The organism is Clavibacter sp. VKM Ac-2872 (assembly GCF_015351105.1).
GTDB lineage: Bacteria > Actinomycetota > Actinomycetes > Actinomycetales > Microbacteriaceae > Clavibacter.
The window spans coordinates 1332611-1359395 of sequence record NZ_JADKRR010000001.1; the positions used below are offsets into that span (position 1 = coordinate 1332611).

General features: G+C 72.9%; 27 protein-coding genes, 1 tRNA gene and 1 other RNA gene. 21 read left to right on the forward strand and 8 right to left on the reverse strand.

Annotated features, from left to right (window positions below):
• Nucleotides 1–31: 31 nt before the first annotated feature.
• The 3 genes from ITJ40_RS06355 to ITJ40_RS06365 are packed head-to-tail and all read right to left on the reverse strand — an operon-like array spanning nucleotide 32 to nucleotide 2340.
• On the reverse strand, nucleotides 32–811 hold the full coding sequence (locus ITJ40_RS06355; RefSeq protein ID WP_194666249.1) for an ABC transporter ATP-binding protein: 780 nt from the start codon (nucleotides 809–811) through the stop codon (nucleotides 32–34).
• Nucleotides 811–1629 carry an ABC transporter permease gene (locus tag ITJ40_RS06360; protein WP_194666250.1) on the reverse strand — a complete coding sequence of 273 codons (819 nt, stop codon included), beginning with the start codon at nucleotides 1627–1629 and terminating at the stop codon, nucleotides 811–813. Before ITJ40_RS06360 ends, ITJ40_RS06355 begins: the two co-directional genes overlap by 1 nt.
• 18 nt (nucleotides 1630–1647) lie before the next feature.
• Nucleotides 1648–2340, reverse strand: a complete 693-nt coding sequence (locus ITJ40_RS06365) for an NTP transferase domain-containing protein (RefSeq protein WP_194666251.1) — start codon at nucleotides 2338–2340, stop codon at nucleotides 1648–1650.
• 293 nt (nucleotides 2341–2633) lie between these two features.
• Here ITJ40_RS06365 and ITJ40_RS17005 point away from each other — a divergent pair, with 293 nt between their 5' ends.
• Genes ITJ40_RS17005 through ITJ40_RS06380 form a run of 3 tightly spaced genes read left to right on the forward strand, consistent with a single transcriptional unit; the run spans nucleotide 2634 to nucleotide 6378 of the window.
• Complete coding sequence (locus ITJ40_RS17005) at nucleotides 2634–4490, forward strand: ATP-binding cassette domain-containing protein (protein ID WP_370532001.1); 1857 nt, start codon at nucleotides 2634–2636, stop codon at nucleotides 4488–4490.
• Entirely contained in the window at nucleotides 4466–6037 is a 1572-nt protein-coding gene (locus tag ITJ40_RS06375; protein WP_194666252.1) for an ABC transporter permease, read from the forward strand. The genes ITJ40_RS17005 and ITJ40_RS06375 overlap by 25 nt, the downstream gene beginning before the upstream one ends.
• 53 nt (nucleotides 6038–6090) lie before the next feature.
• Entirely contained in the window at nucleotides 6091–6378 is a 288-nt protein-coding gene (locus tag ITJ40_RS06380; protein ID WP_194666253.1) for a DUF3039 domain-containing protein, read from the forward strand.
• 24 nt (nucleotides 6379–6402) lie between these two features.
• Here the strand turns inward: ITJ40_RS06380 and ITJ40_RS06385 are convergent, their stop codons facing one another.
• Nucleotides 6403–7719, reverse strand: coding sequence for a nicotinate phosphoribosyltransferase (locus tag ITJ40_RS06385; protein WP_194666254.1), 1317 nt, complete (start codon nucleotides 7717–7719; stop codon nucleotides 6403–6405).
• A gap of 90 nt (nucleotides 7720–7809) precedes the next feature.
• Between ITJ40_RS06385 and ITJ40_RS06390 the strand changes: the two genes are divergently transcribed.
• From ITJ40_RS06390 to ITJ40_RS06410, 5 genes are all read left to right on the forward strand, one after another.
• Nucleotides 7810–9273, forward strand: a complete 1464-nt coding sequence (locus tag ITJ40_RS06390; RefSeq protein ID WP_194666255.1) for a cryptochrome/photolyase family protein — start codon at nucleotides 7810–7812, stop codon at nucleotides 9271–9273.
• A gap of 58 nt (nucleotides 9274–9331) precedes the next feature.
• A complete protein-coding gene (murI, locus tag ITJ40_RS06395) occupies nucleotides 9332–10216 on the forward strand; it encodes a glutamate racemase (RefSeq protein ID WP_194666256.1) in 885 nt (294 codons plus the stop codon).
• 8 nt (nucleotides 10217–10224) lie between these two features.
• Nucleotides 10225–10962 carry a ribonuclease PH gene (rph, locus tag ITJ40_RS06400; RefSeq protein ID WP_043587413.1) on the forward strand — a complete coding sequence of 246 codons (738 nt, stop codon included), beginning with the start codon at nucleotides 10225–10227 and terminating at the stop codon, nucleotides 10960–10962.
• Between the two features lie 10 nt (nucleotides 10963–10972).
• A complete protein-coding gene (locus ITJ40_RS06405) occupies nucleotides 10973–11581 on the forward strand; it encodes a non-canonical purine NTP pyrophosphatase (RefSeq protein WP_194666257.1) in 609 nt (202 codons plus the stop codon).
• 90 nt (nucleotides 11582–11671) lie between these two features.
• On the forward strand, nucleotides 11672–12589 hold the full coding sequence (locus ITJ40_RS06410; protein WP_194666258.1) for a cation diffusion facilitator family transporter: 918 nt from the start codon (nucleotides 11672–11674) through the stop codon (nucleotides 12587–12589).
• Nucleotides 12590–12634: 45 nt separating this feature from the next.
• Here ITJ40_RS06410 and ITJ40_RS06415 read toward each other — a convergent pair whose 3' ends face one another.
• From ITJ40_RS06415 to ITJ40_RS06425, 3 genes are all read right to left on the reverse strand, one after another.
• A complete protein-coding gene (locus tag ITJ40_RS06415; RefSeq protein WP_194666259.1) occupies nucleotides 12635–13357 on the reverse strand; it encodes a VTT domain-containing protein in 723 nt (240 codons plus the stop codon).
• A gap of 123 nt (nucleotides 13358–13480) precedes the next feature.
• Nucleotides 13481–14230: a pyridoxal-phosphate dependent enzyme gene (locus tag ITJ40_RS06420; protein ID WP_194666260.1), complete on the reverse strand. Its 750-nt coding sequence runs from the start codon at nucleotides 14228–14230 to the stop codon at nucleotides 13481–13483.
• A gap of 68 nt (nucleotides 14231–14298) precedes the next feature.
• A tRNA-Leu gene (locus ITJ40_RS06425) sits at nucleotides 14299–14380 on the reverse strand.
• Nucleotides 14381–14412: 32 nt separating this feature from the next.
• Between ITJ40_RS06425 and xylB the strand changes: the two genes are divergently transcribed.
• The 8 genes from xylB (at nucleotide 14413) to ITJ40_RS06465 (ending at nucleotide 20547) form a co-directional block, all read left to right on the forward strand.
• Nucleotides 14413–15846, forward strand: coding sequence for a xylulokinase (xylB, locus tag ITJ40_RS06430; RefSeq protein ID WP_194666261.1), 1434 nt, complete (start codon nucleotides 14413–14415; stop codon nucleotides 15844–15846).
• 71 nt (nucleotides 15847–15917) lie between these two features.
• Nucleotides 15918–17153 (forward strand): ATPase, T2SS/T4P/T4SS family, encoded by a 1236-nt coding sequence (locus ITJ40_RS06435; protein WP_194666262.1) that lies wholly within the window; start codon nucleotides 15918–15920, stop codon nucleotides 17151–17153.
• Entirely contained in the window at nucleotides 17150–18013 is an 864-nt protein-coding gene (locus tag ITJ40_RS06440; RefSeq protein WP_194666263.1) for a type II secretion system F family protein, read from the forward strand. The genes ITJ40_RS06435 and ITJ40_RS06440 overlap by 4 nt, the downstream gene beginning before the upstream one ends.
• Complete coding sequence (locus ITJ40_RS06445) at nucleotides 18010–18960, forward strand: type II secretion system F family protein (protein ID WP_194666264.1); 951 nt, start codon at nucleotides 18010–18012, stop codon at nucleotides 18958–18960. Before ITJ40_RS06440 ends, ITJ40_RS06445 begins: the two co-directional genes overlap by 4 nt.
• A 49-nt stretch (nucleotides 18961–19009) precedes the next feature.
• Nucleotides 19010–19204, forward strand: coding sequence for a hypothetical protein (locus ITJ40_RS06450; protein WP_194666265.1), 195 nt, complete (start codon nucleotides 19010–19012; stop codon nucleotides 19202–19204).
• Nucleotides 19204–19581, forward strand: coding sequence for a TadE/TadG family type IV pilus assembly protein (locus ITJ40_RS06455; RefSeq protein WP_194666266.1), 378 nt, complete (start codon nucleotides 19204–19206; stop codon nucleotides 19579–19581). Before ITJ40_RS06450 ends, ITJ40_RS06455 begins: the two co-directional genes overlap by 1 nt.
• Nucleotides 19556–20011: a hypothetical protein gene (locus tag ITJ40_RS06460; protein ID WP_194666267.1), complete on the forward strand. Its 456-nt coding sequence runs from the start codon at nucleotides 19556–19558 to the stop codon at nucleotides 20009–20011. The genes ITJ40_RS06455 and ITJ40_RS06460 overlap by 26 nt, the downstream gene beginning before the upstream one ends.
• Nucleotides 20008–20547: a pilus assembly protein TadG-related protein gene (locus tag ITJ40_RS06465; RefSeq protein ID WP_194666268.1), complete on the forward strand. Its 540-nt coding sequence runs from the start codon at nucleotides 20008–20010 to the stop codon at nucleotides 20545–20547. The genes ITJ40_RS06460 and ITJ40_RS06465 overlap by 4 nt, the downstream gene beginning before the upstream one ends.
• A gap of 24 nt (nucleotides 20548–20571) precedes the next feature.
• On the opposite strand, the gene ITJ40_RS06470 is transcribed toward ITJ40_RS06465, so the two are convergent.
• On the reverse strand, nucleotides 20572–21879 hold the full coding sequence (locus ITJ40_RS06470; RefSeq protein ID WP_194666269.1) for an MFS transporter: 1308 nt from the start codon (nucleotides 21877–21879) through the stop codon (nucleotides 20572–20574).
• Nucleotides 21880–21954: 75 nt separating this feature from the next.
• Between ITJ40_RS06470 and prfB the strand changes: the two genes are divergently transcribed.
• The 5 genes from prfB to ssrA all read left to right on the forward strand — a co-directional run bounded on the left by prfB (nucleotide 21955) and on the right by ssrA (nucleotide 26750).
• Nucleotides 21955–23058 carry a peptide chain release factor 2 gene (gene prfB / locus ITJ40_RS06475; RefSeq protein ID WP_086520513.1) on the forward strand — a complete coding sequence of 368 codons (1104 nt, stop codon included), beginning with the start codon at nucleotides 21955–21957 and terminating at the stop codon, nucleotides 23056–23058.
• A 75-nt stretch (nucleotides 23059–23133) separates the two neighbouring features.
• Nucleotides 23134–24774, forward strand: coding sequence for a cell division ATP-binding protein FtsE (gene ftsE / locus ITJ40_RS17420; protein WP_194666270.1), 1641 nt, complete (start codon nucleotides 23134–23136; stop codon nucleotides 24772–24774).
• Nucleotides 24771–25688 carry a permease-like cell division protein FtsX gene (gene ftsX / locus ITJ40_RS06485; RefSeq protein ID WP_194666271.1) on the forward strand — a complete coding sequence of 306 codons (918 nt, stop codon included), beginning with the start codon at nucleotides 24771–24773 and terminating at the stop codon, nucleotides 25686–25688. Before ftsE ends, ftsX begins: the two co-directional genes overlap by 4 nt.
• A gap of 66 nt (nucleotides 25689–25754) precedes the next feature.
• A complete protein-coding gene (gene smpB, locus ITJ40_RS06490) occupies nucleotides 25755–26231 on the forward strand; it encodes an SsrA-binding protein SmpB (RefSeq protein ID WP_012037997.1) in 477 nt (158 codons plus the stop codon).
• A gap of 143 nt (nucleotides 26232–26374) precedes the next feature.
• Nucleotides 26375–26750: a transfer-messenger RNA gene (gene ssrA, locus ITJ40_RS06495) on the forward strand.
• Nucleotides 26751–26785 lie beyond the last annotated feature (35 nt).

The following is a 26785-nucleotide window of genomic DNA, read 5'->3' on the forward strand; positions in this document are numbered from 1 at the left end:
GCGGGGTTGGGGAGGAGGGGAGGGCGACGGCCTAGGTGCCGGTCGGAGCCGGCGGATTGTGGTCGGCGTTGTAGGCGTCCATCACCTGGTCGATGGGGCCGTCGAGGACGAGGGCGCCCTTGTCGAGGTACAGGCCCCGCGTGCAGAAGCGGCGCAGGTCGCGTTCGTTGTGCGAGACGAAGAAGAGCGTGCGTCCCTCCGCGAGCATCTCCTCGATCCGGTGGTAGCACTTCTCGCGGAACGCCCGGTCACCGACGGCGAGGACCTCGTCGACGAGGAGCACCGGCTCGTCGAGCCGCGAGATCACGGCGAAGGCGATGCGCACCTTCATCCCGCTCGAGAGGTGCTTGTAGGGGGTGTCGACGAAGTCGGGGATCTCGGCGAAGGCGATGATCTCGTCGAACCGGGCGTCGATCTCGGCCTTGGACATGCCGTGCAGACCCGCCGTGAGGTAGATGTTGTCGCGCACCGTGAGGTCGTTGACGAATCCGCCCGTGATCTCGATGAGCGGCGCGACGCCCGCGTGGACGCCGATCGACCCCTCGTCGGCGATGAGCACCTCGGCGACGAGCTTGAGGAGCGTCGACTTGCCCTGCCCGTTGCGGCCGACCACGCCGATCGCCTCGCCCTGGCGCACCTCGAAGGAGACATGGCGCAGCGCCCAGAACTCGCCGGGTCGCGCGCGCCGGGCGGATCCCGCGAACAGGTCCTTGAAGCTCCGTCTCGCCTTGCGGTTGCGGCGGAAGCGGATGCCGGCGTCCTCGACCGCGAGGACGGTGCGCGCGTCCGGCGACGGGGGCGACGGGACCATCAGATCTCCTTCAGGACGGCGGGCAGGGAGCGGCGGAAGACGAGGGCGCCGGCGCCGACGAGCACCGCGGAGATGGCCGCGCTCACGCCCACGGCGTACCAGTCGAGCTCGGCGGGGAAGAAGGCCGCGCGATAGAGCCCGAAGACGCCGGTGAGGGGGTTGAGCGCGGCCCAGGGGTGCAGGTCGCCGGGCAGGTCGCTCGACGAGTAGACGATGGGGGAGGCGTAGAAGAGGAAGCGCAGCACGAGCTTCACGGCGCGCTCGAGGTCGCGGAAGAACACGACGAGCGGCGAGATGATCAACCCGATGCCGAGGAGGAGCGCGGCCTGGATGAGCACGGCGAGGGGGAACAGCAGCACGTGGACGTCGAGGCGGGCGCCCGCGACGATCGCGAACACGGCGAGCACGGGCAGGCTCGCGATGAACTCGAACCCCTTCGCGAGCACGAGCCGCAGCACCCAGATGCTCCGGGGGATCCGCGTGGAGCGCACGAGCTTCGCCTGCGAGCTGAAGGCCTTGGTGAAGTCGCTCGTCGCACCCGTGAACCACATCCAGGGCAGGAGGGCCGCGAGGAGGAAGACGATGTACGGCTCCTCGCCCACGTCGCGCGAGAACACGATCGTGAAGACGAACCAGTAGATGCCCGACATGACGAGCGGGTCGAGGATCGACCAGAACCAGCCGAGCGCGCTCGTGGAGTATCGGACCTTGAGGTCGCGCGTGGTGAGGAGCCAGAGCGACCTGCGGTACCGGGCGGCGGGGGTGCGGGACGCGCGACCGGGGAGGGCGGCATCGGGCACGGCGGGGATCCTCTGCATCAGCATCCCCGAGGCGGTCTAGACGAAGAGGTTGGCCCTCTCGAGGTCCTCCGCGAAGTCGACCTCGACCGCGTACAGGTCGGAGATGTCTACCGGTTCGACGAGCAGGGAGTCCTGCTCGATCGCCAACTCTATTCCACGCTCGAAGTAGTCCTGATCGGCGACCCGGCTCAGCTGGCGGATGAGGACGGGCTTGTCGGCCTTCGACACGTAATTGATGCCCACGGCCTCCCCGAGGCCGCCCTTCACCGTCTTCGACAGTGCACGGATGTACCCCTCGGGGCTGGTCGTGTACTTGACCTCCTCGTCGGAGACGCGCGACGTGTTGACGGTGACGAAGGACTGGTCGCGCGCGATCATCGCGGCCGCGCGGCGGAGGATCATCGGATCGAAGACGACGTCGCCGTTCATCCAGAGGACGCCGCCGGGGCCCGAGGCGCGGAGGGCGCGCAGCAGGCTCTTCGACGTGTTCGTCTGGTCGTACTGCTCGTTGTAGATGTACTCGGCGTCCGGGAAGGCGTCGATGATGTGGTCGAGCTTGTAGCCGACGACGATGCTGACCTTGGCGTCGTCGCCGAGGCCGAAGCGGATGTTGTCGAACTGCTGGGCCATGATCGTGCGGCCGTCGCTCAGCTCGGTGAGGGGCTTGGGGAGGCTGCGCCCGAGACGGCTGCCCATGCCTGCCGCCAGGATGACTACCTGCGTGGTCATGTGTTCTCCGTTCGATGCGGGGTGCCGAGTGCGATCGGGAACGCTCGGACGTCGAGGGTTCTCCGGGACTTCACCCGCGGGATTCCTGTTCGACACTCCGTCATGCCTCCACCATCGTAGGCCGCAGGTGGGGAAATGGGCGGGATGAGAGGCGGGGTCGTGTCCCTTTCGTGATCTCGCCGGGCCCCCGAGCCGGCGCTGCCGGCCCGTCCGCCGGGGTCCACGCGGGCTCGTGGCCGGGCCGCCGAGGACGGCGCATGGGGCACGGAGGATGGCCTTGCTAACGTGGGGCCGTGACCGACGCCCCCGACGAGACGACCTCCCCCGACGCCACGTCCGACTCCGCGATGGAGCCCCGGGAACACGCCGATCGCGCTTCGTCCGCCGAGGCGGAGGAGCTGGCCGCGGACACACCGGCAGCCGGCGAGGAGCACGCGCCCACGACGGTCGCGGCTGCGGTGCCCCGGCCTCCGCGCCCCGGTCAGCGCGTACCCCGTCGCGCCACCGCGCCGTCCCCGCGGACCGCGCCCGCCGTGGTCGTCGCGCCTACTCCACCCCGCGTGAAGTCGGCTCCCGTCGCGCCGGCCGCGTCGCGGCCCTCCGGCGGAGCAGGCGAGGACGGCGGTGATGCGTCGACCACGACGGGCCGTGCCCCACGGGTCCGGCGGCGCACGCGCGTGCAGCGCGCGGCCGGGAGCGCGGAGGCGGTCCCCGCCGCCGGCTCGGGCACCACGTCCGCTCCCGAAGCGGAGTCCCACGACGATGCCGTGCCGGCTCAGCCGGACCAGGACGGCCTGTCGGAGCTCCGCGGGATGTTCGCGGAGCCCGAGCCCGAGCCCGAACCCGAGCCCGCGTCCGCCGAGCCCGCGTCCGAGGATCGGGCGGAGCCGGAGGCCGAGCCCGAAGCAGAGACCGAGCCCTTGCCCGGGCCCGAGGCCGAAGCGGACCTGGACGCGGAGCCGCTCGCGGACGTCGAGCCGGTCGCCGCTCCGGAGGAGGAGGACGCGGCGAGCGCCCTCGAACCCGCTCCGGCAGATCACCCCGCATCCGCGTCCGACGTGGTCGCCCACGCGGAGACCGCGGAGGACCCGGCGCCGGATCCGTCAGCCGAGCCCGCGACGGACGACGGCGCCCCGACCGGCAGCGACACCCCGGCGCCGGTCGACGCTGAGGTCCTCGAGGAGGTCGATGCGGCAGCGACGCCCCTCACGCCGGAGCGTCCCGCGGACGAGCCCGCGTCCCCGGCCGAACCCGCGTCCACCCGCGCCGTCACGGTCCGCACCGACAGCCTCACCGCGCCGCGCTCGCCGCGTCCCGGTCTCGCCGGGATGGCGGAGACCGCGCTCACGCCGTCCGTCCGCGGCGACCGCGCGGCCGCTCCCGAGCTGGGGGAGGACGTCCTGGTCATCGACGGGCTCACCAAGCGCTTCGACGAGAAGGTCGCCGTCGACGACATCGCGCTCACCGTCCGCGCGGGCTCGTTCTACGGCATCGTCGGCCCCAACGGCGCGGGCAAGACGACGACCATGTCCATGGTCACCGGGCTCCTCCGACCGGATGCCGGCACCGTCACCGTCAACGGGATCGACGTCTGGCGCGAGCCGCTCATCGCGAAGAGGAGCATCGGCGTCCTCCCCGACCGGCTCCGCCTCTTCGACCGCCTCACCGGCGCGCAGCTCCTGCACTACTCGGGCGCCCTCCGGGGACTCGACGACGCGGAGATCCGCAGCCGGTCGGCGGATCTCATCGCCGCGTTCGGGCTCGAGGACGCCGTCGGCCGGCTCGTCACCGACTACTCGGCGGGCATGACCAAGAAGGTCGCGCTGGCGTGCGCCATGATCCACTCGCCGCGGATGCTCGTCCTCGACGAGCCGTTCGAGTCGGTCGACCCGGTGTCGGCGGCGAACGTGGTCGAGATCCTGCAGGACTACGTGGCGCACGGCGGCACGGTCGTGCTGTCGAGCCACGGCATGGACTTCATCCAGCGCATCTGCGACCACGTCGCGATCATCGTCAACGGCCGGGTGCTCGCCGCGGGCACCATGGACGAGGTCCGCGCGGGCCGCTCGCTCGAGGAGCGCTTCGTCGCCCTCGCCGGCGGTCGACGCACGGCGGAGGGGTTCTCGTGGTTGCACTCGTTCTCCGACTGAGGCTCGCCCTCCTCGCCAACGCCTTCCGCCGCAGCCCCTGGCAGGTCCTCGGGCTCGTCGCCGCGGCCGTCTACGGGATCCTCGTCACGGTGCTCGCGGTCGGCGCGCTGGCGGGCCTCCGCGACGCCGACGTCGCCGCCGCGCGGGACGTCGTCGTCGCCGGTGGCGCCCTCGTCGTCCTCGGATCGCTCGTCGTTCCTCTCGTGCTCGGGACCCAGGACGCCATGGACCCGCGACGGTTCGCCCCCTACGGCATCGAGCCCCGGCGACTCGCGTCGGCGCTCGGCGTCGCCGCGGTCGTCAGCGTCCCGGGCGTCGTCCTGGTCGTCGTGGCGCTGACCACGGTGATCACCTGGGCCCGCGATCCGCTCACCGCCCTCGTCGCGGTCATCGCGGCGTGCGCGGCCGTCGTCACGTGCGTGCTCGTCGCCCGGATCAGCACCGTCCTGGCCTCCGTGCTGCTCAGCACGCGCCGCGCCCGCGAGGCGACCGGCCTCGCGGCCGGGCTCGTGGCCGTGCTGCTCGTGCCCGCGGTCGTCGCCCTGGCCCAGGCCGACCTCCTCGACGACGGCCTCCGCCCGGTGCGCGGCGTGCTCGGCGTCGTCGCGTGGACGCCGCTCGGCGCCGCCTGGGCCGCTCCCGCCGCCGCCGTCTCCGGCGATGCGGGCGGCGCGGCGGGCATGCTCCTGGTCGCCCTCGCGTCGGCCGTGCTGCTCGCGCTCCTGTGGATCCGCGTCGTGCCGTGGGCCCTCACCGCTCCGGATCGCACCGGCGGCGGCCGCGCGCAGACCGGCCTCGGCTGGTTCGGCCGCTTCGGCGCCTCGCCCGCGGGGGCCGTGGCCGCGCGGAGCGTCACGTACTGGATCCGGGACCCGCGCTACCGCGCCACGCTCGTGCTGATCCCGGTGCTGCCGCTCGTGCTCCTCATCCCGCTCGTGATCGTGGACGTCGACGCGCACGTGCTCGCCCTGGTGCCGCTGCCCGTGATGGCGCTCTTCCTGGGCTGGAGCGTGCACAACGACACCGCGCACGACCACACGGCGGTGTGGCTGCACGTCGTGTCGGGGATCCGTGGCGTCGCCGATCGCGTGGGCCGCCTCGTGCCCGTGCTCGCCATCGGCATCCCGCTCGTCGCGATCGGCGCCCCGCTCAGCGCCTTCGGGTACGGCGACCCGGCCGTCCTGCCCTCCGTGATCGGGGTCAGCGGCGGCGTCCTGCTCGCGGGCGTCGGCCTGTCGTCGCTCTTCTCCGCGCGTTTCCCGTATCCCGCGTCGCGTCCGGGGGACAGCCCGTTCCACGCGCCGCAGAGTGTGAGCGCCGGCGGATCGACGGTGCCCACGCTCACGTTCCTCGCGACCGTCGTGTTCGCGCTGCCCAGCGTCTGGCTCGGCTGGATGGGACTCGTCCACGGCGGCCCGTACCCGCTCTGGTCGCTCGTGGTGGGCCTCGGCATCGGCGTGCTCACGCTCCTCGCCGGCGTGGTCGGCGGAGGCCGCGTGTTCGAGCGGCGCGGCCCCGAGCTCCTGGCCTTCGCGCAGCGCCACTGAGCTGCGCGATTCGCGCCGCCGGCCCTCGCGCGTCGGAAAAGTAGACTGACGGGATGGTCATCCTCAGCATCGAACAGGACCCCGGCCGGCCGGCCCAGGGCGGCGGCACCGACACGCTCGACCGCGAGCTCGAGGAGCTCCTCGAGCAGGAGACGATCGAGCCCGGCGATCACGAGCGCTTCTCGCACTACGTGAAGAAGGACAAGATCCTCGAGTCCGCCATCAGCGGCAAGCCCGTGAAGGCGCTCTGCGGGAAGAAGTGGCTGCCCGGTCGCGACCCGGAGAAGTTCCCGGTCTGCCCCGACTGCAAGCGCATCTACGAGACCATGAAGCCCGAGTAGGGCCCGTCGGGCGCATCATGCGCGTCAGGCGGTGACGCCCTCCTCGGTCGGGATCGCCGGGTCTCCCGCGCGCAGGCGGAACGCCTGCGCCGGGAGGTCGCGCACGACGCGGGCGTGGTGCGCTCGGGCCGCCGAGGTGCCCGCGGGACCGAGCCAGCGCGGATCCGGCTCACCGCCCTCCGCGAGTGTCACGAGGAGGTCGCGGTCGCCGGGGAGCGGCGCCGGGTGCGGCCCGACGGTGACGAGCTCGCTCGTGGCGACGCCCTGCGCGTCGTGTCGGCGCACGGCGCCCTTCAGACCGCCACGGCTCTGCTTGCCGGTGCTCCGCTTGGCGACGGACACCCAGCCGTCGTCGCCGCCCGCGTCGCGGTGGGCCACGAGCTTGAAGACCATCCCGGCAGCGGGGGCACCCGATCCGGTGACGAGCGAGGTCCCGACGCCGTACGAGTCGACCGGCGAGGCCGCGAGGCCCGCGATGCCGTGCTCGTCGAGGTCGTTCGTGACGGTGATCCGCGTGCCGGTCGCGCCGAGCGCGTCGAGCTGCGCGCGCACCTCGCCGACGAGCACGGGCAGGTCGCCCGAGTCGAGCCGGACGGCGCCGAGCCCGGTGCCGGCCACGCGGACTGCGGTCTCGACGCCCTGACGCACGTCGTAGGTGTCGACGAGCAGGGTGGTGCCGGCGCCGAGCGCCTCGACCTGGGCGCGGAACGCCTGCTCCTCGGTGTCGTGCAGGAGCGTGAAGGAGTGGGCCGCCGTGCCCATCGTCGGCACGCCCCAGGTGCGGCCCGCCTCGAGGTTCGATGTGGCGCTGAAGCCCGCGATGAAGGCGGCGCGCGCGGCGGCGACGGCCGAGCGCTCGCCCGTGCGTCGGGATCCCATCTCGGCGAGCGGCCGGCCGCCGGCGACCTGCACCATGCGCGCGGCGGCGCTCGCGACCGCCGAGTCGTAGTTGAGGACGCTGAGCACGAGGGTCTCGAGGATCACGCCGTCGGCGAAGGGCGCCTCGACCGTGAGCAGCGGGGAGCCCGGGAAGTAGACCTCGCCCTCGCGGTAGCCCGTGATGCGGCCGCGGAACCGGTAGTCGGCGAGCCAGGCCAGGGCCTCCTCGCCCACGACGCGCTCGGACCGCAGGTACTCGAGCTCGGCGTCGCCGAAGCGGAAGTCCCGGATGAGCTCGAGGAGGCGTCCGGTGCCCGCGACGACGCCGAAGCGGCGGCCGCTCGGGAGGCGCCGGGCGAAGCACTCGAACACGCAGTCGCGGTCGTGGGTGCCCGCCTTGAGCGCGGCGTCGAGCATCGTCAGCTCGTAGCGGTCGGTGAGGAGGGAGGTCGCCTGGTGCACCCGCCCAGCCTAGGGCGGCGCCTGTCGCGGTCGCCGTCCGCATCGCGCACGGGCCGGGACGATGACGGGGGTCCGGCCTAGGTTCGTGCCATGGAGCGCACGCGATGGATCCTGGCCGACCAGCTGGGCGACCACTTCGACGACGGCGGGCCCATGCTGCTCATCGAGGCGCGGGGCCTGCTGGCCCGGCGGCCGTACCACCGGGCGAAGGCGCATCTCATCCTCTCGGGCATCCGGCACCGCGCGCGGGCGCTGGGCGACCGCGTCGAGTTCCACCAGGTGGACCACTACCGCGAGGTCGTCGAGGGCAGGGACGACCTCCAGGTGATCGACCCGACGTCCCGCGGTCTCCGGCGGCTCGTGGCGGAGATCGGGGCGGAGGTGCTGCCGAGCCGCGGCTTCGTCACGAGCGAGCAGGAGTTCGCCGAGTGGATGGCGGGGCGCACCTCGAACCGGCTCGTCCTGGAGGACTTCTACCGGTGGTCGCGCGCCCGCACGGGCATCCTCATGGACGGCGACGACCCGGTCGGCGGCCGCTGGAACTACGACCACGACAACCGCGAGCGCCCGCCGAAGGGCGCGGCGACGCTCGGCCTGCCCGAGCCGTGGTGGCCCGAGGAGGACGACATCGACGCCGAGGTCCGCGCCGACCTCGACGAGTGGGAGCGGAAGGGCATCGTGCGCTTCGTCGGCGAGGACGGGCCGAGGCGCTTCACCGTCACGCCGGAGGAGGGGCGCCTCGCGCTCGACGACTTCGTGGCCAGCCGGCTCAACGACTTCGGCCCGTTCGAGGACGCGTCGCTCGCGGGCGACTGGACCATGGCGCACTCGCTCCTGAGCGCCACGATGAACATGGGGGTGCTGGATCCGGCGGACGTCATCGAGCGCATCGTCGCGGAGCACGCGGCCGGGCGGGCGCCCATCCAGAGCGTCGAGGGCATCGTGCGGCAGATCATGGGCTGGCGCGACTACGTCTGGCACCTCTACTGGGCCTTCGAGGACGACTACACCTCCCAGAACCGGCTCGACGCGCACCGGGGCGTGCCGACGGCGCTGCAGGAGCTCGACCCGTCGGGCATCGAGGCCGCGTGCCTCTCCCACGTCGTGGACAAGGTCCGCACGCACGGGTGGGCGCACCACATCGAGCGGCTGATGATCCTCGGCAACCTCGCGCTCCAGCGCGGCTACGACCCGGCCGCGATGAACGACTGGTTCATCGACTCCTTCGTCGACGGCACGCCGTGGGTCATGCCGGCGAACGTGGTCGGCATGGCGCTGCACGCGGACGGCGGGCGCATGGCGACGAAGCCCTACGCGGGAGGCGGCGCCTACATCGACCGCATGTCGGACCACTGCGGCGGCTGCCCGTTCGACCCGAAGGTGCGCGTCGGCCCCACGGCGTGCCCGTTCACCGCGGGCTACTGGTGGTTCCTCGACCGCAACCGGGAGCGGCTCCGCGGCAACGCGCGCATGGCCCAGCCGCTCGCCGGGCTGGGGCGGCTGAAGGACCTGCCGGAGCTCGTCGCCCAGGAGGACGCGCGGCGGTCGCTGTGACGCCCGCGCGTCGGCCGCCGGCTCCGGGGGCGTCCGGGCCCGCCGGTAGGCTGGTGGGATGAGCGACGCGCCGATCGGGATCTTCGACTCCGGCGTCGGCGGCCTCACGGTGGCCCGCGCGGTCGCGACCCTGCTGCCGCGGGAGTCGATCATCTACATCGGCGACACCGCGCACACGCCCTACGGCGACAAGCCCATCGCGGACGTCCGCCGCTACGCGCTGGCGGTCCTCGACGACCTCGTCGAGCGCGGCGTGAAGATGCTCGTCATCGCGTGCAACACGGCATCGGCGGCCATGCTCCGCGACGCCCGCGAGCGCTACGACATCCCCGTCGTCGAGGTGATCCAGCCGGCCGTGCGCACGGCCGTCAGCGTCACCCGCAACCACCGCGTGGGCGTCATCGCCACGCACGCCACCGTCACGAGCCGCGCCTACGACGACGCCTTCGCCGCCGCCCCGCACCTCGCGCTCACCTCCGCGGAGGCGCCCCGCTTCGTCGGGTTCGTGGAGCGCGGCGAGACCTCGGGTCCCGAGCTGATGGCGGCCGCGGAGGAGTACCTGGCGCCGCTCCGGGCGGCCGGCATCGACACGCTCGTCCTCGGCTGCACCCACTACCCGTTCCTCGAGGGCGCGATCTCGCTGCTCATGGGCCCGGACGTCACCCTCGTCTCCAGCGACACCGAGACCGCCAAGGACGTCTACCGGGAGCTGGTGTCCGCGGGCCTCGAGCGCCGCTCCGACGCGCCGCCCGTGATCCGGTACGAGGCCACCGGCGGCAGCGCGTCCGACTTCGAGACGCTCGCGCGGCGCATGCTCGGCACGGGCGTCACGCACGTCGAGCTCGTCGAGACCGGCGCCATCCAGCTTCCCCGACCGCCCCGACCGGATGCGGCGACGCATCCCGCCGCCGACGGCACCCCGACCACCCCCGACCCGAGCTGAGGCCGCACATGACCGACGACACCCCCCGCCACGACGGCCGCACGGCCGACCAGCTGCGCGAGATCACCATCGAGCGGAACTGGAGCGAGCAGGCCGAGGGCTCCGCGCTCATCTCCTTCGGACGCACCCGCGTCCTCTGCACCGCGTCCTTCACGAACCGCGTGCCGCGCTGGAAGGCCGGCAGCGGCCAGGGCTGGGTCACCGCCGAGTACGCGATGCTCCCGCGGGCCACGAACGAGCGCATGGACCGCGAGGCCGTCAAGGGCAAGGTCGGCGGCCGCACGCACGAGATCTCGCGCCTCATCGGCCGCAGCCTCCGCGCGGTCGTCGACATGAAGGCCCTCGGCGAGAACACGATCGTCATCGACTGCGACGTGCTGCAGGCCGACGGCGGCACGCGGACCGCGGCGATCACGGGCGCCTACGTCGCCCTCGCCGACGCGCTGGAGTGGGGCCGCGAGCGCAAGTTCATCGCGCAGCGCGCCACGCCGCTCAAGGACAGCGTCGCCGCGGTCTCCGTCGGCATCGTCGACGGGAAGCCGCTGCTCGACCTCGCGTACGTCGAGGACGTGCGCGCCGAGACCGACATGAACGTCGTGATGACGGGCAGCGGATCCTTCGTCGAGGTCCAGGGCACCGCGGAGGGCGCGCCCTTCGACCGCGCCGAGCTCGACGCCCTGCTCGACCTCGCGCTCGGCGGCGGCACCACGCTCACCGCGCTGCAGGCGCAGGCGCTCGGCCGCTGAGGCCCCGGTCGTGATCCCGCTCGTCCTCGCCACGCACAACGCCCACAAGGTCGAGGAGCTCCGCCGCATACTCGGTGCCCGCCTCGACGGGATCGACCTGGTCGCCTACGACGGCCCGGAGCCCGTGGAGGACGGTACGACGTTCGAGGAGAACGCGCTCATCAAGGCGCGCGCGGCCGCGATCCACACGGGGCACGCGGCCCTCGCGGACGACTCGGGGATCGGCGTCGACATCCTGGGCGGATCGCCCGGCATCTTCTCGGCGCGCTGGTCGGGCCCGGCGCGCGACAGCCGCGAGAACCTCGAGCTCCTGCTCTGGCAGCTGGGCGACGTGCCGGACGCCCATCGCGGCGCGCGCTTCACGTGCGCCGCCGCCCTCGTCGTCCCGCGCCCGGGCGGCCTCGTGGAGCGCACGGCCCTCGGCGTCTGGGAGGGATCGGTGCTCCGCGAGGTCGTGGGCGAGGGCGGCTTCGGCTACGACCCGATCTTCCGCCCGGCCACCGGCGGCGCGAGCGCGGCGGCCCTCAGCGCCGACGAGAAGAACCGGGTGAGCCACCGCGCGCTGGCCTTCGACGCGATCATGCCGGTCGTCCGGCGGGAGCTCCTCGGGGAGGGCTGAGGCGCCCTCCCCGCGCTGCTGAGAGCGGGAGTCGTTCCCGACTGCGCTCCCGGCTGGATCCGCATGGCAGCGGGCCCGTACGGTGGACGCATGGGCTCCGGATCGCACGACCACGGCGCGGCCACGACCGACCGTCGCCGCCTCGTCGCCGCCATCGCGATCACCGCCACTGTCCTCGTGGTCGAGGTCGTCGGCGCGCTCGTCTCCGGGTCGCTCGCGCTCCTCGCGGACGCGGGCCACATGACGAGCGACCTGCTCGGACTCGGCATCGCCCTGGTCGCCACCATCGTCGCCGCGCGCCCCGCGACCGACCGGCACACCTTCGGCTTCCAGCGCGGCGAGGTGCTCGGCGCCCTGGTGAACGGGCTGATCCTCGCGGGCGTCGCCGTCTACGTCGCGGTGCAGGGCTTCCGGCGGCTGCTCGCGCCGGAGGGCCCCGACGTCGATCCCGGCGTCATGCTCCTCGCCGCCGGCATCGGCCTGGTCGCCAACATCGCGGCGCTCCTGGTGCTCCGCGGGGGAGCGGGGCGCTCGATCAACATGCGCGGCGCCTACCTCGAGGTGCTCGGCGACGCCTTCGGCTCCGTCGCCACCATCGTCGCGGGCGTCGTGATCGCGGTCACCGGCTTCGGGCGCGCCGACGCCATCGCCTCGCTCGTGATCGCGGCGCTCATCGTCCCGCGCGCGGCCGTGCTGCTGCGGGACGTCGTGCACGTGCTGAACGAGTCCACCCCCGCGGGCACCGAGCCGGAGCGGATCCGCGCGCACCTGCTCGAGACGCCCGGCGTCACCGCGGTGCACGACGTGCACGTCTGGGCCATCACCTCGGGGTCGCCCGTCTTCACCGCCCACGTCGTCGTGGAGCAGGAGGTGTTCCGCGACGGCCGCACCGGCGAGCTGCTCGACCGGCTGTCCGGCTGCCTCGACGACCACTTCGACGTCGAGCACAGCACCTTCCAGCTGGAGCCCGAGGAGCACGCCGGGCACGAGCACCGCCATCACGTCTGATCCGGCCGCCGACCGGGCGTCCGCGGATCAGGGCGCGAGAGCGGCTCAGCGCCGCGGGTCGTTCGAGGGATCCTGGTCGAACTCCTCCGGGGTGAGCGCGAGGTCCTCGGGCGAGACGCCGGCCGCCTCCCCGTCGTGCGCGTGCTTGCGCGCGCGGAGGAAGTGGATCGCCGCGGGCACCACCGTGATGAACACGGCGCCCAGGAGCACGTAGTCGATGTAGTGCGTGACGAAGTCGCGGATCGGCGGGAAGCCGTTGAGCAGGTGGCCCAGGAAGGTGAGCCCCGCGCCCCAGATGAGGGCGCCGATCGCGTTGTACAGGGAGTACTTCCGGTAGTCCATGTGGCCGACGCCCGCCGCGATGGGCGCGAACGTGCGGACGATGGGCACGAAGCGCGCCGCGATGACGGCCAGCCCGCCGAAGCGCGCGAAGAACGCGTTGGTGCGCACGACGTTCTGGCGGCTGAAGATGCCCGAGTCCTTGCGCTCGAAGACCCGCGGTCCCGCCTTGTGCCCGATGAGGTAGCCGACCTCGCCGCCCGCGAAGGCGGAGAAGGCGATCGCGAGGCAGACCCACCAGATGTCGATGCCGGTGATCCCGGGGAGCGTCAGCCCGGCGATGACGAGGAGCGTGTCGCCGGGGAAGAGGAACCCGAAGAGCAGGCCGGTCTCGGCGAAGATGATGAGGCAGATCCCGATGAGGGCGAATCCCCCGAACGACTCGATGAGGGTCGTCGAGTCGAGGAAGTCGAAGAGCAGGGGATGCACGTGGTGGCTCCAGTCGTGGTGGGTCGCGACGTGAGCGGAGCGACCTGGCAGAGCCCAGGATATCGGGAGCGGCCGTCAGCTCGCCGAGTCCGGGACACCCCCGGTCGAGGGGCGCGGCGCGGGTCAGGCATCCAGGTCGGCGTGGCCGAACAGCCCCGGGACGCCGCCCGAGTGCCAGAGCACCACCCGGTCGTCCGAGCGGATGGATCCATCGCGGACCGCGGCCGCCAGCCCGGCCGCGGCGCGGGCCGTGTAGGTGGGATCGAGGAGGATCCCCGTCGTCCGCGCCACCAGCACGAGCGCCTCGACCAGCCCGGCCATCGTGCCGCCGGAGCCGAGGGCGACGACGACGTGGTCGACCTCGCCGACCTGCCCGGTGAGCTCGTGTCCCGCGTCGACGAAGCCCTGCACGGAGTGCGCGTCGGATCCGCCGAACGCCACGCGGTGCGTGCGCGTCCCGGTCGCCTCCAGCTCCCCGATCACGGACGCGGCGCGTGACTCCGCGTCCTCGTCGCCCGACCACACGATGCGCGCGCCGAACAGCCCGTCGAGCAGCACGTTGCCGCGCTCCGCCACCTCGTGGCCCTCCAGCACCAGCACGACCTCGAGGCCGAGCGATGCGCCGGCCGCCGCGGTCATGCGCGCGTGGTTGCTCTGCGCGGCGCCCGTGGTGACCACGGTGGTGGCCCCGCGTGCGACGGCCCGGCCGAGCGAGTGCTCGAGCTTCCTCGCCTTGTTGCCGCCGCCGCCCCAGCCGATGAGGTCGTCGCGCTTCATGAGGAGCCGCTCCGGATCGAGCCCGAGCGCCTCGGCGAGGCGGGGGACCGCGTGCACGGGGGTCGGCTCGGTCCAGAGGCGGAGGCGTTCGTCCACGGGTGCTCCTCGGTGGGGGTCGGAGCGCGGTCGCCGGGCGGATCCCGCGCTGCGCGGTCCTCGTCGGGTGCGGGAGAAGGGACTTGAACCCTCACGCTCGAAAGCACAGGAACCTAAATCCTGCGTGTCTACCGATTCCACCACTCCCGCGGGTGCCCGACCAGCTTAGGACGCCCCCTAATATGTTGATCGTGACAACGAAGACACTCGTAGCAGGCATCGACTCCTCCACGCAGAGCTGCAAGGTGGTCGTCCGCGACCTCGACACGGGCGCCCTCGTGCGCTCCGGCCGCGCGTCCCACCCGGACGGTTCTGAGGTGGATCCCCGCGTCTGGTGGGACGCCCTCCTCGCCGCCATCGCCGACGCGGGAGGGCTCGACGACGTCGCCGCCATCTCGGTCGGCGGCCAGCAGCACGGCATGGTCTGCCTCGACGAGTCGGGCGCGGTCGTGCGCGACGCGCTCCTCTGGAACGACACGCGATCCGCGCCGGCCGCCGCCGACCTGCGAGACGAGCTCGGCGCCGACGCCTGGGCGAGCGCCCTGGGCGTCGTCCCGGTCGCGTCCTTCACCGCCACCAAGCTCCGCTGGCTGCGCGACGCCGAGCCGGAGAACGCCGCCCGAGTCGCCGCCGTCGCCCTCCCGCACGACTGGCTGACCTGGCGCCTCCTCGGCCACGGCGTCGGATCCCCGGACTTCGCCGCCCTCGCCACCGACCGCTCCGACGCGAGCGGCACCGCGTACTGGTCGAGCGTGACGGGGGAGTACCGCCTCGACCTGCTGGAGCGCGCGCTCGGCCGCGTGGTCGGCCTGCCGCGGGTGCTCGGCCCCGGCGAGTCCGCCGGCGTCACGGGCGACGGGATCCCCGGCGTCCCCGCGGGCATCCCCGTCGGCCCCGGCGCGGGCGACAACGCGGCTGCCGCGCTCGGACTCGGCGCGGTGCCGGGCGACGTGGTCGTCTCGATCGGCACGTCCGGGACGGTGTTCGCCGTCACGGCGGATCCCACCACCGACCCCTCCGGCACGGTCGCGGGCTTCGCGGACGCCACGGGCAACTTCCTGCCGCTCATCGCGACCCTCAACGCCGCCCGCGTGCTCGACGGCGGCGCGCGCCTCCTCGGCGTCGACCACGCGCGGCTGTCGGAGCTCGCGCTCGAGGCACCCGCGGGATCCGACGGCCTCGTGCTCCTGCCCTACTTCGAGGGCGAGCGCACCCCGAACCTGCCCGACGCGACCGCGTCGCTCCATGGGATGACCCTCCGCAACTCGACGCCCGCGACCATGGCCCGCGCGCACGTCGAGGGCATGCTGTGCGGCCTGGCCGACGGCCTCGACGCGATCACGCGCCAGGGCGTCGAGGTCGAGCGCGTTCTCCTCATCGGCGGCGGGGCGAGGAGCCGCGCCGTTCGCGAGATCGCCCCGACCATCTTCGGCGTGCCGATCCACGTGCCGGACGCGGGCGAGTTCGTCGCCGACGGCGCCGCGAAGCAGGCCGCGTGGATCCTCACCGGCTCGGTGCCCGAGTGGCCCCTCGCGGGCGACGAGGTCTTCGACGCGCCGGGCGTGCCCGCGGTGCGCGCGGCGTACGCGGCGGCGAAGGCGGAGCTGGGGTACTGACGGCCGAGGGGCGACGACGTCGCGTCGGCCTGTGGACGGGCTCGGCGGGATGACCGCCTGATCAGCATCCTGTGCGGGTGCAGACGCGGACACCCCTCGACACCATCGCCGGCCGGGTGCGCGAGCGCCTGCGGGACGAGGGCGCGACGGCCGGTCCGACAGGCACCGCGGCCGTCGTGCGCGAGGAGGTGAGGCGGTTCGCGGAGCAGGCGCTCGGATCCGACTCCCGGCTCCTCGACGACGAGGCGGCCACCGAACGGCAGGTGCTCGCGCGCATCACGGGCTTCGGCGCCCTGCAGCCCCTCCTCGACGACGACTCGATCGAGGAGATCTGGATCAACGCCCCCACGCGCGTCTTCGTCGCGCGGTCGGGCGTCCCGGAGCTGACACCGCTCGTCCTCACCGACGCGGAGGTGCGCGACCTCGTCGAGCGCATGCTGCAGTCCTCCGGCCGTCGGGTGGACCTGTCGACGCCGTTCGTGGACGCGTCCCTGCCCGACGGGTCCCGCCTGCACGTGGTCATCCCCGACGTCACGCGCCGCCACTGGGCCGTCAACATCCGCAAGTTCTCCCGGCGGATCCGCGACCTCGACCACCTCGTGGCCCTCGGGAGCCTGCCGCTGCAGGCCGCGGAGTTCCTGCGCATGAGCGTACGGGCGGGCCTGTCCATCGTCGTCAGCGGCGCCACGCACACCGGCAAGACGACGATGATCGACGCCCTCCTGTCCGCGGCGCGCGCCTCGGACCGGATCGTCACGGTCGAGGAGACGTTCGAGCTGGATCCGGCGGGCCGCGACGTCGTGGCCATGCAGTGCCGGCAGCCCAGCCTCGAGGGCTCGGGTGAGATCACGCTGCGGCGGCTCATCAAGGAGGCGCTCCGGATGCGGCCCGACCGGCTCGTCGTCGGCGAGGTGCGCGAGGCCGAGTGCCTCGACCTCCTCATCGCGCTCAACTCGGGCGTGCCGGGAATGTGCTCGATCCACGCCAACAGCGCGCGCGAGGCGCTGGTCAAGCTGTGCACCCTGCCGCTGCTGGCCGGCCGCAACATCGATTCCGCCTTCGTCGTGCCGACCGTCGCGACCTCCGTCGACCTCGTCGTGCACCTGGAGGTGCTGCCGTCCGGCGCCCGCCGGGTGGTCGAGATCCTCGCCCCCGGCGGACGCCACGCCGGGATGGTGATCGAGGCGAGTTCCGTCTTCACGCTGGAGGACGGGGTCCTCACCGCCACGGGCGGGCAGCCCGCGCACCTGGCGAAGTTCCGCGCGGCCGGGCTCGATCCGCTGCGCGTCCTGGTGGGGGCCCCGTGAGCGTCGCGCTCGGGCTCGCGCTCGGCGCGGGCCTCCTGCTCCTGATCTCGCCGCGCCTGTGGCCGAGCTCACCCGACGAGGCGGCGCGCGGACGCGGACCCACCGCCTCGATCCACGACCGGCTCACGCACGCGGGCCTCAGCCGGGTCTCCGTCAGCTCGTTCCTGGCCGTCTCCGGGCTGGTCGGGCTCGCCGCGGGCGTGCTGACGGAGGCGCTCCTCCGCGTGGACGGCGCCGCGCTGGCCGCTGCGGCGACGGGCCTGCTGCTCCCGTGGGCGGTCGTGGGCGCCCGCTCCACGTCCCGCCGGCGGGCTCATCGGGAGGTATGGCCCGACGTCGTGGACCACCTCGTGAGCGCGGTCCGCGCGGGCATGGGGCTGCCGGACGCGGTGGCGTCGCTCGCCGTCGCCGGTCCCGCCGTCCTGCGACCCGCCTTCCGGGAGTTCGCGTCCGTCCACCGCACGACGGGCAGCTTCGCCGTGGCGCTCGACGAGCTCAAGGACCAGCTGGCGGATCCGACGGCCGACCGCATCCTCGAGACCCTGCGGATGGCGCGCGAGGTCGGCGGCACGCAGCTGCCGGACGTGCTCCGCGGGCTCGCCCGGTTCCTCCGGGAGGAAGCCGCGATCCGCAGCGAGGCCGAGGCCCGGCAGTCCTGGGTCGTCAACGCCGCCAAGCTCGGCGTCGCGGCCCCGTGGATCATCCTGGCTCTGCTCTCCACCCGGTCGGAGGCGGTCGCCGCGTACGACACCCCGGCGGGCACCGTCGTGATCGTCGTCGGGCTCGTCGTGTCCGCCGTCGCGTACCGGCTGATGCTGGCCCTCGGGCGGCTGCCGGAGGACCGGAGGTGGTTCGCGTGACGTCGATCGAGTCCTGGGGCGCCGTGCTCGGTCTCGTCGCGGGTGTGGGCCTCTGGACGATGATGGGCGCGGTTCCCCGCCTCCGCCGCGCCCGCCTGCTGGACCGCGTGGCCCCGCACGTGCTCGACGTGTCCGAGGGCGCGCGTCGGCACCTGGCCCTGACCACGGTGCACCCGCTGCCCGTGCTCGGCACGCTCGGAGCGCCGGCCGTCATCCCGCTGCGGCGCGGAATCGCGCGCGTGCTCGGCGGCACCGAGCGGATCGAGCGGCTGCTCGGCCAGTCCGGCTCGACGGAGGACGTCGAGCGGCATCGGTCGCGTCAGCTCGTCGGCCTCGTCCTCGGCACGGCGACGGGAATCGTGATCGCCGCTCTGGTGGGCGGCGCCGCGGTCGCGGCGGGAGGGCTGCCGCAGACCCAGCTGGTCGCCGTGCCCGTGGTCGCTGCCATCGCGGGGCTCGTCGCCTGCGACACCGCGCTCGAGCGGCGCGCGAGACGTCGGATCGCGCGGATCCAGGCGGAACTGCCCACCGTGCTGGAGTTCCTGGCGCTGAGCCTGGCCGCGGGGGAGGGCCTGCTCGACGCCCTCCGTCGCGTGGGACGCGTCGGCTCGGGGGAGCTCGCGGGGGAGCTGGGGCGTGTGGTCGCCGACGTCGGCACCGGGATCCCCGTCGTCCGCTCCTTCGACGAGCTCGCCAGGCGCCTCGCGATGCCCGCCGTGTCCCGCCTCGTCGACCAGCTCGCCGGATCACTCGAGCGCGGCACCCCGCTGGCCGAGGTCCTCCGCGCGCAGGCGCAGGACGCCCGCGAGATCGCCAAGCGCGAGCTCCTCGAGAGCGCCGGACGCAAGGAGGTGGGGATGCTCGTGCCGCTGGTGTTCCTCATCCTGCCGCTCACCATCGTCTTCGCACTGTTCCCCGGCGTCGTCGTCCTGCAGCTCGGGCTGTAGCCAGGCGCCGAGCATCCACCCCGATCCGACACCGACCGAGAGGCACGACATGACCGACGAACGAGGCGCGCTGGGCGCCGACGCCGCAGCAGGCACCCCGTGGGACGACGACCGCGGCGACGTGCCGGGTTGGGTGCTCATCACGCTGATGACGGCGGGGCTCGTCATCATCCTGTGGGGCGTCGCCGGACCCCTGCTGCAGAACGTGTTCACCCAGGCCATCGACCGGGTCACGTCCTTCTGATGCGCGACGACCGCGGCTCGGCACCCGCCGAGTTCGTCATGGTCGGCGCGCTCCTCGTCGTCCTCGCCCTGTCGGTGGTCCAGCTCGCCCTGGCGCTGCACGTGCGGACGACCGTGCTCGACGCGGCCGCCGAAGGAGCGCGCACGGCGGCGCTCGCGGGGGCCACCCGCGCCGACGGCGTCGAGCGGACGCGTGAGCTGATCACGACGGCCGTGGGAGCGCGCTACGCGGAGGACGTGACGGCGGGCACCGGCACGGTGCTCGGTCACGCGGTCGTCAGCGTGACCGTGCGGACGACGCTCCCCCTCGTCGGCCTCCTGGGCGTCGACCGCGGGCTGGAGGTGACAGGCCATGCGGCCGTGGAGCGCCTGGGATGACGATCGGGGCTCGGCGGCGCTCGAGTTCATCACGGCGGGCGTGCTCCTCCTCGTCCCGCTCGTCTACCTCGTGATCGCCCTGTCCGCGATCCAGGGGGCGGCTCTCGGCACGGAGGGTGCGGCGCGACAGGCCGCGCGCGTCTTCGTGCGCGCGGACGACGACGCATCCGGCCGGCGGGAGGCGCGGTCGGCCGTCGAGGTCGCGCTCGCCGACCAGGGGATCGCCCCCGACGGGATCGCCCTCGACATCACGTGCACGCCGGATCCGGCCCGCTGCCACGCGCCGCGGTCGCTCGTCCACGTCTCCGTGCGCGTCGCGGCCGAGCTGCCTCTCGCGCCGCCCGTCGCCGGGCCGGACGCGCCCGGATCGGTCGCGGTGCACGGCGACGCGGACGAGCGGGTCTCGGTCTTCGCACGGGGCGGCCGATGACCTGCGGACGCGCGCGGGCGCCGCGTGGGCGCGCGTCGCTCGCGTCGACGGTCCCGACCCAGGACGACGGCTCGATCCTGCCGCTCGTGATCGCGTCCTGCGCGCTGGGCCTCGCGGTGATCCTGATGGTCTCGGCGGCGTCCTCGCTCTACCTCGAACGTGTCCGGCTCTTCTCGCTCGCCGACGCGGCCGCCCTGGCGGGCGCCGAGTCGTTCGACGTGGACGGTGCCGGCGGGGCGTCTGCCGCGATCGGCGACGACGGCGTCGCGCTCCCGCCCCTCACGGACGCCGGCGTCGCCTCCACGGTCACGGCGTTCCTCGCCGACGAGCCGACGGCGGGCATCCACGACCTCCACGTCGACGACGCGACGACCCCGGACGGACGCAGCGCCCGCGTCACCCTGTCCGCCACGTGGATCCCGCCCGTGGCCTCCCTGTTCGCCCCCGACGGCGTGCGCATCGACGTCACCAGCACGGCCCGCAGCGTGCTGGTCGGGCCGGGCGCCGCGCAGGTCGGACCCGCCGGAGGCCGGTAGAGGGCGGTCGGACGACGAGGTGCGTCAGGCGGTCGGCCGCGGCTTCCGCGGCACGTACCGCGGCACGTACCGCACGAGGATCCCGGCGCCGATGAGCCCGAGCACGCCCATCACGCCGCTGGCGACGGCGAGCGACGCGGCGGAGGTGAGCGCGGCGATGAGGAGCGGGGAGGCGGCGCTGCCGGCGTCACCCGTGAAGCGCCAGGCGCCCAGGAAGGGGGCCGGGTCCTCACGCGGGGCGAGGTCGGCGCCGAGGGTCATGAGGATCCCCGAGCCCACGCCGTTCGCGATCGACATGAACATGGCGACGCCGATGAACCACTGCACGTTCGTCGGCACGTCCGGGGTGAGCGCGAGCACGAGGTAGCCGATGCCCAGCCCGACCATCGACGGCACGGCGCTCCAGAGGCGGCCGAAGCGGTCCATGATCTGGCCGCTCGCGTAGAAGAGGGCGAAGTCCACGCCGCCCGCTATGCCGATGATGAGCGCCGTGTTCGCGTCCGAGATGCCGATGCTCACGGCCCACAGGGGGAGGAGCACGCCGCGGCCCGCGCGCATCGCGCCGATGAGCGCCGCGCCGGATCCGAGCTTCACGAGCACGCCCTTGAAGCGCCACAGCGTGCGCGCCAGGCCGGCCGACTCACGCGCCGGGGGAGCGGCGCCCGCGGTCGCGGCCACCGACTCGTCGACCTGCGGCTCGCCGGCCGTCGCGGGCGCGGCGCTCTGCAGGTCGGCCGCGCGGTTGCGCCGCACGACGTCCATCGGGTCGGGCAGCACGAGCAGCGTCACGGCGGCCGCGAGGCACGCGACGATGTGGATCACGAAGGCCGACTGCGACGCGCCCGTCAGGTGGATCACGCCGGCGGCGAGGAACGGCCCCACGAAGTACCCGGCACGGAAGGTGCCGCCGAGGGTCGAGAGCGCGCGGGCGCGGAACGCCTGCGGCACGAAGCTCGTCATGAACGCGTGGCGGGCGAGCGCGAAGACCGCGGTCGAGACGCCGATGAGGAAGACGCCCACTCCGAGAACGAGCGGGTTCGGCGCGAGGAGGCAGAGCACCAGGCCGCCGATGGAGACGAAGGCCGCGCCGATCATGGCGGTCCGCTCGCCGATGCGGCTCACCACGGATCCGCTCGGGATGTCGCCCACGAGCTCCCCGAGCATGATCATGCCGCCGATGAACGCGGCGATGCCGAGGGTGGCGCCGAGGCTGCCGGCCACGATCGGGATGATGGGGATGATCGCCCCCTCGCCGATGGAGAAGAGGAGCGCGGGCAGGAGCGCCGGGAGCGCGACCGCACGGAGGGAGAAGGGGGCATCGGGGGTCGACATCGCCCCCGAGCCTACGCGCGGGCGGGACCCCGCCCGGACGTCGCCCGCGACCCGGACGGTAGGCTGGGCGGCACCATGATCGACCAGGACTTCTCTTCGCGGATCACAGAATTGCGCGACACCTACTCCAACATCCGCTCGGTGATCGGCGTCGAGCGCCTGCAGCAGGAGGTCGAGGAGCTGAGCGCCCAGGCGGGCGAGCCGGACCTCTGGGACGACACCGAGAAGGCCCAGAAGGTCACGAGCGACCTGAGCCACCGCCAGGCCGACCTCAAGCGCATCGACGAGCTGCAGCGCCGCCTCGACGACCTCGACGTGCTCGTCGAGATGGCGAAGGACGACGAGGAGTCCGCCGAGGAGGCGGTCGTCGAGCTCGCCGGGATCACGAAGATCATGGACGAGCTCGAGGTGCAGACGCTCCTCAACGGCGAGTTCGACCCGCGGCCCGCGGTCGTGACGATCCGCGCGGGCGCAGGCGGCGTCGACGCCGCCGACTTCGCCGAGATGCTCATGCGCATGTACCTCCGCTGGGCCGAGCAGCACGACTACTCGGCCACCGTGCTCGACACCTCGTACGCGGAGGAGGCGGGCATCAAGTCGGCGACCTTCGAGATCGACGCGCCCTACGCCTTCGGCACGCTCTCCGTCGAGGCCGGCACGCACCGCCTCGTGCGCATGAGCCCCTTCAACTCCGCGGGCAAGCGCCAGACGTCCTTCGCGGCGGTCGAGGTGGTGCCGCTCATCGAGCAGACCGAGTCGATCGAGATCCCTGAGAACGACATGCGGGTCGACGTCTTCCGCTCGTCCGGCCCCGGCGGCCAGTCCGTCAACACGACCGACTCCGCGGTGCGGATCACCCACCTCCCGACCGGCATCGTCGTCACCTGCCAGAACGAGAAGAGCCAGATCCAGAACCGGGCCGCCGCGCTCCGGGTGCTGCAGTCGCGCCTGCTCCTGGTGCAGCGCGAGCAGGAGGCGGCCACCAAGAAGGAGCTCGCCGGCAACATCACGGCGAGCTGGGGCGACCAGATGCGCAGCTACGTGCTCGCGCCCTACCAGATGGTCAAGGACCTCCGCACGGAGCACGAGGTCAACAACCCGTCCAACGTGTTCGACGGCGACCTCGACGGCTTCATCTCCGCGGGGATCCGCTGGCGGAAGTCGCCCGACCGCGCCTGAGAGAGTCCGGGGGACCGTCCGCCGCGGTGAGTCGATGCGGCGTTCGGAGGGTCTGGTGCCTAGGGTCGTACCGACATGATCAGGTTCGACCACGTATCCAAGGTGTATCCCGGCAACCCCCGACCGGCGCTGAGCTCCGTCGACCTCGAGATCCTCCGGGGGGAGTTCGTCTTCCTCGTGGGTGCATCCGGGTCCGGCAAGTCCAGCTTCCTGCGTCTCGTGCTCAAGGAGGACCGGCCCACGCAAGGGACGATCCACGTCCTGGGCCAGCAGCTGAACCAGCTGTCGAGCCGCAAGGTCCCCTACTACCGGCGCAGCCTGGGGGTGGTGTTCCAGGACTTCCGGCTGCTCCCGAACAAGTCGGTCTTCGACAACGTCGCCTTCACCCTCCAGGTGATCGGCAAGTCGCGCGGCTTCATCCAGGAGGCCGTCCCCGACGTGCTGGCCATGGTGGGCCTCCAGGGCAAGGAGCAGCGCCTGCCGCACGAGCTCTCCGGCGGTGAGCAGCAGCGCGTCGCCATCGCGCGCGCCGTGGTCAACAAGCCCGCCGTGCTCCTCGCCGACGAGCCCACGGGCAACCTCGACCCGCTGACGAGCGCGGGCATCATGCAGGTGCTCGAGCGGATCAACGCCAACGGCACCACGGTGATCATGGCCACCCACGACTCCGGCATCGTCGACCAGATGCAGAAGCGCGTCATCGAGCTGATCGGCGGCGAGGTCGTCCGCGACGAGGTCGGTGGGCAGTACCAGACCTCCGCCATCGACCTGCCCCGCACGGCCGAGAACCCCGTGGGCGTGAATCCCGAGCACCCGCCCGTGGCCGCGCCGACTCCCGTGTTCGTTCCCGCCGCGCCGCTCCCGGCACCCGTGCGCCCGACCGCTCCGGCGGAGCCCGCGAACGCCGCCGAGCGTCGCGAGCAGGCCAAGCGCGACAAGCAGCGTCGCGCCGACGAGAAGGCCCGCGCCAAGGAGGAGGAGACCCGTCAGGCCGCCGCGGCCAAGGCCGCGCGGAAGGCGCCGCGGAAGCCGGCGAACGACGCCGTGCCTCCGGCCGCCGTGACCGCGCCCGCTGCGCCCGCTGTCGTGCCCGTGACCGCCGCCGCCCCGGAGGCCGTGCCGATCGTGCCCGCCACCTCGCCCGACCGCGTCTCCGAGCCCGCGGGCACGGCGCCGTCGTCCCGCCCGGTGGACTCCGACCGCGGATCCCGCCCGGAGGCCCCGGCCTACGCCCCGTCGGCATTCGCCGAGGCCGCGCGCGTGGATCCCGTCCCCGAGCGCGAGCCGGTGCGCGAGCAGCCCGCCCCCTCCCCGGAGGAGCGCCGCGACGCAGCCCCTGCCCGCCCGGAGTCGCGCGTGCCCGAGCGTGTCCCCGCGGAGCCCGTCGAGCCGGCGCCGTCGCCTGCCGCCCCGGTCGGCCGGGACGAGGCCGCGCCCGTCGACGACGGCCCGCGGTCCGCGCCCACCCCGCCGAGCAGGCGCAACGGCGGAGGTGCCGCCCCCGCGGCCCCGAGCACCGGGTCCATCCGACGGCTGCCCGAGGGCACCGGCGTGATCCGCCTGCCGGACCTGTCCGATGGAGAGGGCTCCGCGCCCGCCGACGGACGCGACGACGCCGAGCTCGCCGAGCTCGGCCTGGCCGAGAAGCTGGGCCTCCGCGCCCGAGGAGAGTCGCCGGACGACACCGGCGCACAGGATGTGGGGCCCACGCGATGAGACTCGGACTCGTCCTCTCCGAGGTCGGCAACGGCCTCCGTCGGAACGTCAGCATGGTCGTCTCGGTCGTGCTCGTCACCTTCATCTCGCTCACGTTCGTGGGCGCCGCCGTCCTGCTGCAGATGCAGATCGGCCAGATGAAGAACTACTGGTACGACCGTGCGCAGGTCGCCATCGACTTCTGCACCGACACGTCGGTGCCGAGCGAGACCTGCGTCAACGGCAAGGCCACCCAGGAGCAGATCGACGCGGTCAAGCAGCAGCTCGACAGCGACACGCTCGCCCCGTTCATCGACAAGTACTACTTCGAGGACCAGGACACGGCGTACAAGAACTTCCAGGAGCAGTTCAAGGGCGATCCCGTCACCGAGCTGGTGCAGCCGGAGTTCCTCAACGAGGCCTTCTGGGTGAACCTCAAGGACCCGTCGAAGTCCGACATCCTGAGCGACAGCCTCTCCGGCCTCGCGGGCGTCGAGAACGTCACGGACCAACGGCAGTACCTCGACCAGATCTTCTCGATCCTCAACGCGGCCAGCCTCACGGCCGTGGGGATCGCCGGGCTCATGCTCGTCGCCGCCGCCCTGCTGATCGCCACCACGATCCGCCTGTCCGCGTTCTCGCGCAGAAGGGAGCTGGGCATCATGAGGCTGGTCGGAGCCTCGAACCGCTTCATCCAGACCCCGTTCATCCTCGAGGGCGTGTTCGCGGCGCTCATCGGGTCGGTGCTCGCGAGCGCGGCCACGGTGGCGCTCGTGAAGTTCTTCGTCCAGGGGTTCCTGAGCACGCGGCTCACGTCGATATCGCTCGTGAACATGGACGACGCGCTGCTCGTGGTTCCGATCCTCCTGGGGGTGGGCGTCGTGCTCGCGGCGGTCTCCGCGAACTTCGCGATCAGCCGCTATCTCCGGATCTGATCCTCCGCTAGGCTGATGGGCTGCCCGGATCCGGGCGGATCCACCTGAACCATCGAGGAGTCCACCGTGCCCAGGGAACGTGGCGAGAAGGTGGTGGCGACCAACCGCAAGGCGCGCCACGACTACACCATCGAGTCGACCTACGAGGCCGGCCTCGTGCTCACGGGCACCGAGGTCAAGTCGCTCCGGCAGGGGCGGGCCTCGCTCGTCGACGGCTACGCGTTCGTCGACGCCGGCGAGGCGTGGCTCGACGCGGTGCACATCCCCGAGTACAACCAGGGCACCTGGAACAACCACCCGGTGCGCCGCAAGCGCAAGCTCCTCCTGCACAAGGAGCAGATCCTCAAGATCCACTCCAAGGTGAAGGAGGGCGGGTACACGGTCGTCCCGCTCCAGCTCTACTTCGTGGACGGCCGCGCGAAGGTCGAGCTCGCCATCGCGAAGGGCAAGAAGGAGTACGACAAGCGCCAGACGCTTCGCGAGCGCCAGGACAAGCGCGAGGCGGACCGGGCGATGTCGTCCCACCGTCGCCTCGGCGAGTAGGACAGCTCCTTCCGGTGGTGGGCACGTCTCCGGTCGGGTAACATGGAGGGCTGGTCGGGTACGACGCGACCGGCGATTGACAACTCGACAGCGTGGAACATGCGACCCGGCTCGGGCGCCTCTCGAGGCGCTGGGCCGTTCATGGGGATGATCGGTTTCGACATTGCCTGAATGACTGCGAGAAGCGGGTCGAGGATGCAGGGCTATCTCGTAAACGCTCTCTGCAAAATACAACTGCCAATAACAAGCAGTCGTCCTTCGCTCTCGCTGCCTAAGCGAGCGCACTAACAGGACCGTCGACCCGGTGATGCTCTCTAACCGGTAAGTCGGCGTCAGATTAGGGAGCTCGCTGCGCGGTCGTGCCTCAGGGCCGCGCGGGACTCGAACTGAGGCTGGGCCCGTCGGATCAGATGCCAGGAGCAAGTTCCGGGGCCGAGCAGGACGCCTTTCCTGGATACACCCGTAGAAGGCGCAGGATTACAGCAGTGGACCGGGGTTCGATTCCCCGCATCTCCACCATCGCGTCGCATGTCCCACGCTCGTCGAGGACCGGA